This is a genomic window from Altererythrobacter chaiwopuensis (genome assembly GCF_054957735.1).
Map to the genome: position 1 here is coordinate 345,372 of NZ_JBTXJF010000002.1, position 12,330 is coordinate 357,701.

General features: G+C 58.6%; 13 protein-coding genes. 3 read left to right on the forward strand and 10 right to left on the reverse strand.

Annotated elements, in window-relative coordinates:
- Positions 1-29: 29 nt before the first annotated feature.
- The 6 genes from ACX3VQ_RS10985 to infA form a co-directional block, all read right to left on the reverse strand.
- Positions 30-1,673: an acyl-CoA dehydrogenase family protein gene (locus ACX3VQ_RS10985; RefSeq protein ID WP_462581088.1), complete on the reverse strand. Its 1,644-nt coding sequence runs from the start codon at positions 1,671-1,673 to the stop codon at positions 30-32.
- Positions 1,674-1,879: 206 nt separating this feature from the next.
- On the reverse strand, positions 1,880-2,116 hold the full coding sequence (locus ACX3VQ_RS10990) for a hypothetical protein (protein ID WP_462581089.1): 237 nt from the start codon (positions 2,114-2,116) through the stop codon (positions 1,880-1,882).
- A 76-nt stretch (positions 2,117-2,192) separates the two neighbouring features.
- A complete protein-coding gene (locus tag ACX3VQ_RS10995; RefSeq protein ID WP_462572695.1) occupies positions 2,193-2,402 on the reverse strand; it encodes a cold-shock protein in 210 nt (69 codons plus the stop codon).
- 199 nt (positions 2,403-2,601) lie between these two features.
- Positions 2,602-2,856, reverse strand: coding sequence for a hypothetical protein (locus ACX3VQ_RS11000; protein WP_462581091.1), 255 nt, complete (start codon positions 2,854-2,856; stop codon positions 2,602-2,604).
- A 2-nt stretch (positions 2,857-2,858) separates the two neighbouring features.
- Positions 2,859-3,011, reverse strand: coding sequence for a hypothetical protein (locus ACX3VQ_RS11005; RefSeq protein WP_462572693.1), 153 nt, complete (start codon positions 3,009-3,011; stop codon positions 2,859-2,861).
- 45 nt (positions 3,012-3,056) lie between these two features.
- On the reverse strand, positions 3,057-3,323 hold the full coding sequence (gene infA, locus ACX3VQ_RS11010) for a translation initiation factor IF-1 (RefSeq protein WP_462581213.1): 267 nt from the start codon (positions 3,321-3,323) through the stop codon (positions 3,057-3,059).
- 315 nt (positions 3,324-3,638) lie between these two features.
- Between infA and ACX3VQ_RS11015 the strand changes: the two genes are divergently transcribed.
- The gene (locus ACX3VQ_RS11015) at positions 3,639-4,853 is read left to right on the forward strand and encodes an alginate export family protein (protein ID WP_462581093.1); all 1,215 of its coding nucleotides are present in this window, start codon (positions 3,639-3,641) and stop codon (positions 4,851-4,853) included.
- A gap of 15 nt (positions 4,854-4,868) precedes the next feature.
- Positions 4,869-5,246 carry a limonene-1,2-epoxide hydrolase family protein gene (locus ACX3VQ_RS11020; RefSeq protein ID WP_462581095.1) on the forward strand — a complete coding sequence of 126 codons (378 nt, stop codon included), beginning with the start codon at positions 4,869-4,871 and terminating at the stop codon, positions 5,244-5,246.
- Positions 5,247-5,334: 88 nt separating this feature from the next.
- On the opposite strand, the gene ACX3VQ_RS11025 is transcribed toward ACX3VQ_RS11020, so the two are convergent.
- The 4 genes from ACX3VQ_RS11025 to ACX3VQ_RS11040 all read right to left on the reverse strand — a co-directional run bounded on the left by ACX3VQ_RS11025 (position 5,335) and on the right by ACX3VQ_RS11040 (position 10,989).
- A complete protein-coding gene (locus tag ACX3VQ_RS11025) occupies positions 5,335-6,465 on the reverse strand; it encodes an acyl-CoA dehydrogenase family protein (protein ID WP_462581096.1) in 1,131 nt (376 codons plus the stop codon).
- Positions 6,466-6,492: 27 nt separating this feature from the next.
- The gene (locus tag ACX3VQ_RS11030) at positions 6,493-7,689 is read right to left on the reverse strand and encodes an acyl-CoA dehydrogenase family protein (protein ID WP_462572689.1); all 1,197 of its coding nucleotides are present in this window, start codon (positions 7,687-7,689) and stop codon (positions 6,493-6,495) included.
- Between the two features lie 380 nt (positions 7,690-8,069).
- On the reverse strand, positions 8,070-10,532 hold the full coding sequence (locus ACX3VQ_RS11035; protein ID WP_462581097.1) for a TonB-dependent receptor: 2,463 nt from the start codon (positions 10,530-10,532) through the stop codon (positions 8,070-8,072).
- A gap of 238 nt (positions 10,533-10,770) precedes the next feature.
- A complete protein-coding gene (locus tag ACX3VQ_RS11040; RefSeq protein ID WP_462581098.1) occupies positions 10,771-10,989 on the reverse strand; it encodes a hypothetical protein in 219 nt (72 codons plus the stop codon).
- An 87-nt stretch (positions 10,990-11,076) separates the two neighbouring features.
- On the opposite strand from ACX3VQ_RS11040, the gene ACX3VQ_RS11045 reads away from it, so the two are divergent.
- Positions 11,077-12,279: a sulfotransferase gene (locus ACX3VQ_RS11045; protein WP_462581099.1), complete on the forward strand. Its 1,203-nt coding sequence runs from the start codon at positions 11,077-11,079 to the stop codon at positions 12,277-12,279.
- Positions 12,280-12,330: the final 51 nt, after the last annotated feature.

Genomic DNA, 12,330 nt, shown 5'->3' on the forward strand with positions numbered 1-12,330 from the left:
ATTCTTGTTCCAGCCGAGTGAACGGCGATCTAGCCAGCCGGGTGCTTCTTGACCCAATCCTCAAGCAATCCGCGCGCGATCACCTTCAGCGCCAGCGTTTCCTCCGCCCCTTCGAAGATCGAAAGCACGCGCGCATCGATCCAATAGCGGCTGACCGGGGATTCCTCAGCATAGCCCATGCCGCCGTGGATCTGCAGCGCCTCGCGCGAAACGGTTTCGGCTGAACGGCAGGCGATCAGCTTCGCTACGCTTGCCTCCGCACCATCACCCCCCTCGTCGAGCCGCTTGCCAACCGCAAAGGCAAGGTGCCTGCAAGCCACGAAGCGCGCGGCCATGCGGGCGATTTTTACCTGCGTAAGCTGGTATTCGGCCAAAGCTGCGCCAAACACCTTGCGGTCCCGCGCATAGGCGATCGCAGCCTTCAGGCTGGCACGCATCAGGCCCAGTGCGCGCCCGGCAGTCTGAATCCTTCCGCCGGTCATCCCTGCCATGGTGAGGTAGAAACCCCTGCCCAGCCCGCCTTCCTCGCCAATCACATTGGCATCGGGCACGAAGAAGTCCTGGAAGGAAAGATCGAAACTGTGCATCCCGCGATAGCCGATCGTGGGAATCGCCTTGCCGGTCAAGCGGCCTCCGCCCGGTTGCTCGACGGCAAACTCATGCCCCTCGAAACTCGGCTTTTCGACCAGCAGCACGCTCAGGCCACGGTGGCCAAGCGAGCGATCGGGATCGGTGCGAGCCACCACCATCAGCAATCCCGCCTTTCCGGCAAAGGTGCACCAGCTCTTGGCGCCGTTGAGCAACCAGCCGCCCTCCGCCGGCGTTCCGCGCAGCGACAGCGCCGCCACGTCAGAGCCGAAATCGGGCTCGGTAATCGAAATCGCGCACAGCGGTTCACCCGCCGCAATGCGCGGCAACCAGTATTGCTTCTGTGCCTCTGTGCCCCCCGCCAGCAGCGCCCTTGCCAGTATCTCCGGCCGGGTAATCAGGCTTCCTGCTGCTGCCAGCGACGCCTCCGAAAGCGCCTCGGTTACCGCGATCATCATGGCGGTATTTTCGCGCTCGCCTGCGCTGCCGCCATATCGCTCTGGGATCGACAGGCCGAACACGCCCATCTCGCGCATCGGCTGAAGCAGGCTTTCGGGAACGGTCAGGTCCTTGCGGTGGATTTCCGCAGCCATCGGCGCAACCACATCGGCGGCAAAGCGGGAAAAAGCCTCGCTTGCCATGGTGGCCATTTCATCGAGCTTGACGTGGCCCAGTTCAGCGTCGCATTCGGCTAATTGGCGGCCAAGCCCCGCCAGCGCATCGGGCGTGGCATATGCCAGTCGCAATTCGGCCAGCGCATCGCTGGCGCGCAGTTCGAGCAATTCCGAAGTATCGAGCCCCAGCCCCGCCTGGATTTCTTCCAGCCGCCCAAGCGCGGCGATGCTTGCTTCTGCCACGAAGGCCAGCGCCAATCCGCGATCGAGCGCGGGCATCGCTTTGAGCGCCGCAGCGCAGGTTTGCGCTGCCAGCATATCGGCATGGGCAATTGCAATCTCGTAACAGGTGAGCTGATGCGCATCGGCGGCCCGGTTATCTATCCGGCCGTCTCGCGTGCAGGCCTGCGCAAGCGCGGCAAGGGCGCGGTCCAGTTCCCGATTGATCTGATCGAGTATCGCTGTTGGCACGGTTCCTCCTTGCCGGCCTTGCCCGGACGAATCGGATCAAGCCAAACCCATGCAGCAATGCCCCGGTGGCGCATCGGGCACCACTCGCAAATTGCGCAAAATGCGCCGGGACAGCGCAGTTCGATCTGTTTGGTGGAAAGTTTGAAGGTACGCAAACAGGCGATGGCCTGTCTGGCAAAGCCGTGAAATCAGATGGATCGCGCGGGTTAGATATCGTGGACTTTGACCTGGCCTTGGCCGTCCAGATCATTTGAGCTCGCGATCACTCGTTCGAGGCGTGCACGTGTTCGTGCGCGCTCGACGCTGAGCGCGCGGCCAGCCATGTCACGCCACGCAGCTTCCGAACGCAGGGCCATGCGGCGGACATTGTCCAGCGTAGCCTTCTCGGCGTGTATTCCGGCCTCTTCGGCACGGGCGATCAAAAACTCATAGGTCAGCGCCATTGGCTTGGCTCCGCAGGAGAAATGGCGATGGGGTAGGCCCCGGCTCCCTTTGTGAAGGCAGCCGGGGACTTCCACCTTAGTCAGCGCTGCTGAGATTCACTGCGCTGGCTTTGCCGTTGCGGCCGGTTTCGATTTCGTAGTTCAGCCGCTGATCCTTGTTCAGCGTGTTCATTCCCGCGGCCTGGACGGCGGAAATGTGAACGAAGCTGTCAGCCGAGCCGTCATCAGGCTGGATGAATCCATAGCCCTTGTCTTCGTTAAAGAATTTTACGGTACCAGTAGTCATGTACGTTTCCTTTCAAGAAACGGAGTGTTTCAGCCGCGAAATTGCGGGCCGAAGTTATGCGTCTAGTCGTCAATTGAAAGGAACTCGTCGTCTCGCAGACGGGAGCCATTGCTGGCCCCTGCCCGTAACCAATTCGTCGATACCCGTCGTAATCCAACGAGAGCAATTTGCTTTGCCTTAGCCAGCTTGACCTGGATGTTCAGGCATTGTCGGTTGCGGCGTTTTGTGATGCACACAATACACTTGCTGCGGCAGCCCCGAATTTCTTCTGGAACCCGTAAATCCGCCCGGCAATGTCCGACGCCAAGTCAAGAGGCATCCGGCAAATTTCATCATTGCAGGCTTTACCTGCAGAGATCAACGTTTTTTGACGGGCTGCATATTCCGGATCGAGGTCCAGATCAGTTCCCAGCGCGTGCAGAAACGCTGCGGCATGGCCGCTTGTCCGGTTCATCTTCAGTCGACCATCGCCGCGACTAGCCGCCGCAGCTCCAGTGTCGGAAGGAATGTTTGGCGCGCCAGATGGCTGGCCGGATCTCTATTGGTCCCCTCGCCGAAGCCGGGGAAAGTCGTTCGGCGCGTAGTGGCGCCGGTATAATTGATATTCATCGTGTCCTTGTCGGCAACGCTCTGGTTGCCATTGTCTAAATCGTGTCAACGCCTGAACCCGCGCTTGCGGTTTCCGCCGGGACCTTGCCCCGGCGTCCGCTCGCGGAATACGATCCGACCCTTGGTCAGATCATATGGCGTCATTTCAACGTGCACGCGGTCTCCAACGACCGAGCGGATTCGGTAGCGGCGCATTTTTCCCGCCGTATAGGCGATGATGCGATGCTCATTGTCGAGTGTAACGCCAAAGCGTCCATCCGGCAGGACCTCGTCGATCTCGCCTTCCATGGCAATGAGTGCTTCTTTCGCCAAACCAAATCCTAGCGTGCAGAAAATCGATCTGCTCACGGGCGTATCCCGCAGCAGAGCCAGGCAGCATGAAAGGAAATAGGGAACCGCCGTAGCGGTGAACAAATTCCGTCGCAGGCGACGTAAGCAATTTGTATATAGCGCATTGTAAATAAATTTCAAGCCAAGCCCTCGATTGCTCTCGGTTCGGCCTTGAAGCTAGGCGGTGTAATTGTTCCCGGCCCCATCCTTCCTTGCGCGCCAGACACTATTGCCCTGCATTCGATCATCTTTGATAGAAATCAATTACTGTTCGGATTATTCCCGTATTCAGGCAACATGAATCAACTGCACCTCTTGCCTGCGGCCCTGCTTGCCGCACTGCTCTTCCCCTCCACCGCTCTGGCGGAAACCGATGGGAATGTATCCGCCGTGCCCTATGCCGATATCCGGTACCGGCTGGAACTGGTAGACCAGGACGGGCTGCCTGAGGATGCGACAGCCTCGACGCTGCGCGTAAAGGCGGGCGTCAAGCTTGGCGAATGGCACGGGTTCAGCGCGCAGATTGAAGGCGAAGCCATCACCCGTATCGGACCAAGAGATTTCAATGATACCGTCAATGGCCGCACGGAATTTCCGATAGTGGCAGATCCCGCAGATGTCCTGCTCAACCAGGCCTTTGTCCGTTGGCGTCCGCTTGATGCTGTCGAAGCGACTGGCGGGAGGCAAGCGATCAATCTTGACAACCAGCGCTGGATCGGATCGGTCGGCTGGCGCCAGAATGATCAAACGCTCGATGCCGCGCAGCTTTCGCTCAAACCGCACAAGGGGCTGTCGGTCGACTATCTTTATGCCTGGCGGGTGAACCGGGTTTTCGGCCCTGATTCGACCCAGGGCACCTGGCGCAACACCGATATTCACGGCGTCCGCGCTGCCTATGATGTCAAACCGATCGGCAAGCTATCGGCCTATGGTTATTGGCTCGACATCCCGGCCAATCCGGGGGGCAGTTCCAAAACCTTCGGGGTAAGATTGGCCGGCACGCAGTCGATCAACCAAAATGCAAAGCTGCTCTACGTTGCCGAATATGCGCATCAGACCGACCATGCGGCCAATCCCGGCGAATTCGGGCTCGATTATCTTTCGCTGCAACCGGGCTTTTCCGTTTCCGGCTTGACGGTCAATGCCGGGCTGGAACGGCTCCAGGGCAATGGCAGCTCGGCTTTGCAAACGCCGCTGGCGACGCTGCACGCCTTCAATGGCTGGAGCGACAAATTCCTTTCGACCCCGCCCAACGGACTGCGCGACCTCTATGCCGATGCGGCTTACAAATTCAGCGATAATTCGGCGCTGAAGGGGATGACGCTGCGAATTGCCTATCATGACTTCGCATCAACCAGGGCAGGTCTTGATTATGGCACGGAATGGAATGCACTGGTTGCCTTTGCGCTGACCAAGCGCATAACTCTGCTGGCAAAGTTTTCCAGCTATGATGCCCGGGATTTTGCGACAGATACGGAAAAGGCGTGGTTTCAGGTCGAGGCCATGTTCTAGCGTCAGGAGGAAGCGGTGGACCGCAATGGCAATGTAGCAATCATCAGCAAGTTCATTGCGGCATGGTCGCGGCTGGATGCAGACGAACTGGTCAGCTTTTTTGCCGATGATGGCATCTATCACAACATGCCGATTGCTCCCGTTCAGGGCCGCGATGCGCTGCGCCAGTTCATTCGCGCCTTCCTTGGCGGTTGGACAGAGACCGAATGGGACATTCTCACCATTGCCGCGAGCGGGAATATTGTCTTCGCCGAACGGCTGGATCGCACCATCGCCAATGGCAAGGCGGTCAATCTACCTTGCTGCGGAGTGTTCGAGCTTGAGGATGGCAAGATCAAGGTGTGGCGCGATTACTTCGATATGGCCACCTATCGCGCCGCACTGGAAGCATAGTATCTGGTTTCGGCAGCGCGCATGCTGAAAGCGATTATGGAGGCCGTCAGATCGGCAACGGCCCCCATATTCCCGTCAAAACCGCATTTCACGCAAGCGCTATATGCCGCCTCATGTGGTGATCGATATCACCGAATTCCGAATTGAAGATCGTCAACCGCTTGAAATAGCCACCAATCGCCAGTTCGTCGGTCATGCCCATGCCGCCGTGAATCTGGATCGCTTCCTGGCCGATGAAACGGGCGGCCTGGCCGATACGGACCTTGGCTGACGAAACCGCACGCTTGCGCTCTTTCTCAGGAGCATCGAGCTTGAGCGTCGCGAGATAGGTGAGCGAAACCGATTGCTCATACTCCGTGAACATGTCGACCATGCGGTGCTGAAGCACCTGAAACGATCCGATCGGCACACCGAACTGCTTGCGCTGGCGCGAATATTCAACCGTCATCTGGTGCGCGACTTTCATCGCTCCGCAAGCCTCGGCGCAATGCGCCGCAATCGCTTCATCCGCTACCCGCTCGATCAGGGGAAGCCCCGCCCCCTCTTCACCGATCAGCGCATCTGCCGGCACGCTCACATTTTCCAGGTAGACTTCAGACGCGCGGCGGCCATCAATGGTTGGATAGTCGCGCGTAATCAGACCATCGGCAGCCTTTTCGACCACGAACACAGACACGCCATTCCTGTCCCGCTGTTCGCCCGAGGTCCGGGCAGTCACGATCAAATGCGTTGCCCACGGTGCCCCCACAACAACAGCCTTGTGGCCGTTCAGGACATAACCGCTGCCATCCTTCTTCGCGGTGGTTTGAATATCCGCATAGTCATACCGGCCGCGCGGCTCGGCATAGGCGAAGGCATAGACGCGGCTGCCATCGACAATGCCGCCGATATGCTCTGCCTTCTGTGCTGCGGTGCCTGCGTGCTTGAGGAAGCCGCCCGCACACACAACCGTGGGCACAAACGGCTCAACCACCAGCCCCTTGCCGAATTCTTCCATGGCGATCATCGCCTCTATGGCGCCCCCGCCAAAACCGCCATCCGCTTCGGAAAACGGCATTCCCAGCAGCCCCAGTTCGGCCAGCTGCGCCCAGATTTCGGGGCGCCAGCCCGGTTCGCCCTCAACCACGCGGCGGCGCGTTTCCCAGTCATACTGTTCGCGCACGAGGCGCGACAGACCGTCGCGCACCATCGCTTGTTCTTCGGTGAAATTGAAATCCACAAATACTCTCCAGGATATCCGGTGGCCTTACAGGCCGAGGATCATTTTCGTGATGATGTTGCGCTGGATTTCATTCGATCCGCCATAAATCGAAGTTTTGCGCATGTTGAGATAGGTCGAGGCAGCGTGCCGTGCGTATTCCGGGCCAATCGGGTATTGGTTCGATCCGTTCTCGGCGATGTTGCCGTATTGCGGCGTGCCATAATTGCCGACCGCCTCAAGCGTAAGTTCGGTGAGGCGCTGCTGAATCTCGGTTCCCTTGATCTTGAGGATCGAGCTTTCGGGCCCTGGCCCCTTGCCTGCCTGTTCGCCTGCCAAGGTGCGCAGTTCGGTAATTTCAAGCGCCGCCAGATCGATTTCAAGCTGGCTGACCTTGCGGGCGAAATCGAAATCATCGATCAACGGCTTGCCATCGAGCAGTTCCATTCCGGCGATTTCGCGAAGCTTCTCGACGCCCCGCTTGGAGCGGGCAACCCCGGCAATTCCGCTACGCTCATGGGCCAGCAGGAACTTCGCATAGGTCCATCCCTTGTTCTCTTCACCGACCAGGTTCTCGACTGGAACGCGCACATCGGTGAGCCAGGTCTCGTTGACCTCATGCCCGCCATCGATGAGCTTGATCGGGCGCACTTCGACACCCGGTGATTTCATGTCGATCAGGATGAAGCTGATCCCCTCCTGCGGTTTCGCGGCGCCCGGATCGGTGCGGCAGAGGAAGAACCCCCAATCGGCATATTGCGCAAGCGTGGTCCAGGTCTTCTGGCCATTGATGATGTAATGGTCACCATCGCGCACGGCGGTCGTCTTGAGCGAGGCCAGATCGGATCCCGCGCCCGGCTCACTGTATCCCTGGCACCACCACACCTCGCCGCTGCGGATGCCGGGAAGATGCTGGTCTTTCTGGGCCTGGTTTCCGAAGGTGTAGATAACCGGGCCGACCATCGACACGCCAAACGGCAGCGGCATGAAGGAATTGATCCGGGCATTTTCTTCCGACCAGATATAGCGCTGAGTGGGGGTCCAGCCGGTTCCGCCATACTCTTTCGGCCAGGCCGGCACCGACCAGCCCTTTTTTCCCAGGATCTTGTGCCACGCGACCATATCTTCCGGCGACATGTCTTCCCGCATGCCGAAATCGGCGAGGTGCGCAGGATAATTTTCGCTGATAAAGGCACGAACCTCGTCGCGAAACGCCAGTTCTTCGGCGGTGAACTCCAGATTCATCAGAAATGTCTCCAAGGTGTATTCTCTGAGGCCCTACTGCCATGAGCGCGCGCAGGCTGAAAGCCGAAAAAAGAGAGGCGGGGCGCTGACAAGGAAGGGGGCGCCAGATCTCGGCTGCGAATAGTGGGTCAAACCGGTTCCACCACATCCGCATCGTCTGGTGACAGGTGTCGATACCGCGCTCGACAAGCAGATCTTCAACTTCCCGCAAACGGGCGGGTATCGCACATGGAACATCACCGCCATGCAGATGGCTTTTGGCGATGAGTGGAAATAACGGGCCGGTTTCGTGGCTGCGCTTACCAGGCGCGCCAGTCAACCGGCCCTTTTTCCTGCATCCTCTTGACGTCAGCTCCTGAAATTGAGTGACGCCTTAGCATCTAGCCGCCGAAGTCGAACTTCAGGCGCAGCCCGATCGAGCGCGGCGGCAGGATGTGGGTCGAGAACGCGCGAGGATATACATTCCCACCGTCGAAGTCTGTAACGATCTGATTATTCAACGGTGTTCCGATCGCGCCAGTTTCGGCGAACTTGTCAAAAAGATTGTCTACGAACAAGGTGGCAGACCAGCGGTCCGCTTGGTAGGTCACTGCTGCATTGGCAGTGCCATAGCTGTCCAAGGTCAAGCCGGAGCCTCGGCCGCCGGTGCGGGTGAGCACATTGCCCTGATGGGAATAGCTGGCGTTGAAGACCAGGCTGTCACCATTGACCAGGGGATATTCATAGGCGCCGAAGACCGAGAACTGGGTCTTGGGCGAGCCCGGCAAGCGGTCTCCGTCCTGCCCATCCTCGAAGTCAGAGCCAAATCCCGGTGGGGTGATCGTGCGGATAAGGTCCGGCGTCAACGTGGTCAGCTGCGAATCAGTGTAGCTGAAATTACCACGCAGTTGCAGGCGGTCGGTGGCCCGCCAGTTTGCCGACAGTTCGACACCCCTTGACTCGGCACCGCCACCATTCACCGTGATCGGGATATTGGCGTTGACAGTCGACGAACCCAGCTGCGGATCGATCCAGTCGATGTAGTAAACCGCGCCGTTAAAGGTGAGATCGCCTTCCAGCAATGTCGACTTGAAACCAACTTCGTAATTCCGGGTCTGGTCGGGCCTGAACTGACGCTCGTCGCGGATCGAAATATCGTCTGGCCCCGGGCCAAACCGCTGCCCCGGCGCCAGAGCGCAAGCGCCTTGGTTGGCGTTGGGATCGAATTCGCCACATTCGCCCACACCGTTGACGCCGCCGATCCGGTAGCCTTCGCTTACCGTGGCATAGAGCAGCAGGTCATCATTGACCTCCCAGGACGCGTTGAACTTGTAGAGGAAGCCATTGTCCGATTGCGCAAGATCGGGATCGAACGGGTTCTGCTCGATCTCGTTCAGTGTCTGAGGAGAATAGCTGAGGGGTTCGAAAAGCGGGAAGTCCACCGATGACGCGGCCTTGAGGCTATAATCGTAATAGCGCCCGCCAAGCGTCAGCGTCAGCTGGTCGAAGAACTTGTAGCTTAACTCGCCAAATGCGGCGACTTCGACAAGACGTTCACGATCGGTCGAAAAATATTCCAGCGCGTCGGGACGATCGGTCAGGCCGAAGTCCAGCGCGGGCTGGTTGACATAGGCTACATAGTTGGGAACGAACTCGGACGACGAAGCGGCCAGATCGAACCTGTTGTAGTATCCGCCCACGATCCAGTTGAACGGCCCGTCATTCTTCGAAACGAGGCGCAGTTCCTGGTTGATCCGCTCTTCCTTGCCCTCCTCACGCGTGAACGCGGTGAAGGCTGGGAACAATTCATAGCTGTATTCCAGCGTAATCAGCAGCGTCGTCTGGTCACGCTGGCCATCATCCTTGAAAGTGCTCCAACCGGTGGCCGAAGTCAGGTCGGCAAAGCCTAGGTCTGCCACCATTTCCAGCGCGACAAGATCATTGGTGATCTTGTTGGGCTCGCGCACGCGGAAGGCGTTTTCATAGCGGCCCACGCTTGGCGTGCCGTCAAGCAGCCCGGGCACGATGTCGCGATAGTGCGATACGCGGCGCCCTTCGATATCGGCTTCCTGGTAGTAATAAGTCAGCGTCGCATCGAACCACGGAGCCGGTTCCCATCGGGCGGCGATGCGGCCGGAAAGCGTTTCTTCGCCATCGGCATCCTTGATCCGGTTCAGGCCTTCCGGCGTGTCGGGGTTCGTCACCCCGATCTGATCGACGACATTGACGTAATCGATGAAACCCGAATCGTTAGTCCAATCCAGCGATCCGCGGATCGCGAAGGTATCGGAAATACCGAAGTTGATCGTGGCGCCAAGCTCGTGGCTGAGGCTCGAGGCCTTGGAATACTTGGAAGCTTCCGCACGCGCCGAGACAGTGGTTTCGCCAAACTGCGGCTTGCGCGGAATATAGCGGATCGCGCCGCCAAGCGTACCCGCGCCATAAAGCGTGCCTTGCGGGCCAAGCAGAACTTCGACGCGTTCGAGGTCGTTCAACTTGAGATCCACGAAAACCGGAATTTCGCCCAGGTAGGTCGCGACCGTTCCGCCGCCGTTGTTGTTGCCGTCACCCGAACCGATTGCATCGACGTTCAGGCCGCGAACGATGATCGGGTTACCCTGGCGTCCGCCGCGATCGACGATGTTGATGCCGGGAACGAAGGGCAGCAGCTCGGAAAGCTCGGTCAGCCCCTGCTCCTCGATCTGCTCGGCGCCGACTGCAGCGATATTGAGCGGAATGTCCTGCACGGATTCAGCACGGCGAGTGGCGGTCACAATGATGACATTGTCATCATTCTCCCGTGCCCCTGCTTCCTGGGCAAGCAGTGGCGCCGAATATGCCGATGCAATTATGGTACTGCCCAAAAGAGCAATCCGTGCAGCGCGTTGTGTGAAATGTGCATTCATTTTCATCGAACCCTCATGTTATGTTGTTTAAAGGCACAGTCCCGATGCCGCAGTGCAGCATTTCCATACTGGTGCATTCAGGTTTATCGCATGTCAAACGGGTTGAAGGAGAAACCAGATAACGGGACGAATCTCTGCGCTGGGTGTCGCCAAAAAAGAACTATTTTTGGGGAATTTCCAGAAAGCGCACGCTGCGTCACAACAGGCGCTGCGCGAAAACCCTCTTGAATACGATGCAATTCTGGTGATGGCCGCGATTGCCGTGGAGCACGAAAATGCTCTTGGCGCTGGCAAACTTTGCCGCATGTTGTCCGATGCTGGAGTCCAGAATCGCTGGCTTGCGGTTTTGCAGGCGCGCGTCGCGCTCTTGCAGCAGGATCAGGAACAGGCCCGGCAGTTGGCATTGGAAGCGCACGCGCTAGCCAGTGATGATCCGCATGTTGCAAATCAGCTTGGGGTCGTCCTTTCGCGCACGGGGCGTCATGATTTGGCCATTGAGCCTATGTTCCAGGCCATACAGGGCGTGCCTGACAATGCCGATTATCGCTACAATCTGGCGGTGGCACTGCAGTTTGCCGGTAGGCTCAAGGAAGCAGAGGATCAGTTCAGGGAAGTAATCTCGCTGAATCCAGGACATGCCAAGGCATGGCTGGCGCTGGTCCAGTTGGCGAAATATCCGAATCCGGATTGGTTTGAAACGCTGGCCGCACGGTTCGAAGCGTCAGTCGTTGCAGAGGATCGACTCCTGCTCGGACACGCTCTGGCCCGCCTCGCTGAGGGCGCAAAACAATGGGACATTTCGTTCGCATGGCTGGGCAAGGCCAAGGAACAAAAGAAAGCGGAGGTTGGGCATGATCGGATCGCCACAGAAAGGTTGGTGGATGCTGCCGTTGCCGCTGTATCTGCCCATCAGGTGGCTGACGTTCTGCAGGGCGATCAGAGCCCGCTCTTCGTGGTCGGCATGCCGCGTAGCGGGACAACCCTGGTCGAACGTATCCTGACTTCGCATTCGCAGATAACATCGGTTGGCGAATTGTCCGACTTCGCGATCCTTCTCAAACAGGCTTTGGGCACGCCCGGCCCCATGGTGCTTGACCCGGCCGTTCTGGCAGCCGCGTCCAGCCAATCCAATCTCGACTTTGTCGGCATAGAGTATCAGCGAAGGGTTACCGGGCTTGCAGGAAGCGCAGGGCGCTTCATCGACAAGATGCCGTTCAATGCGTTCTATGTTCCAGCAATCCTGCGTGCCTTGCCCGGCGCGCGAGTTATCTGCCTCAGGCGGTCGCCGTTCGACGTGCTGTTTGCCAATTACCGCCAATTGTTTGCCACGGGTTTCAGCTATTACAGCTACAATTACGATTTCGGCGATACGGCGCACTTTGTGGCCCAGTTTGAACGTATGGCGAAAACATACGAGGCGGAATTGCCGAGGAGCCGTTTCCTTGCAATCCGCTACGAAGATGTAATCGCAGACCAGCGCGGCCAAACCGAAAAGCTGCTGGATTTTTGCGGCCTCGATTGGGAAGACGCCTGCATGGACTTTCACCTGAACGCAGAGCCGGTCGCAACTGCGAGTTCGGTTCAGGTACGATCACCGATCTACTCCAGCTCGATTGACCAATGGCGACGCTACACCGAAGGCGCAAGGCGCGCGGAATCGGAGCTCGGACGATATGGCATTTCGCCCTCAATTGTGGGCGTGTGACGGCCTTGTGCCAGCGGGTGTCGCAGTATCGGCTCTCTCATCTGGCAGCCG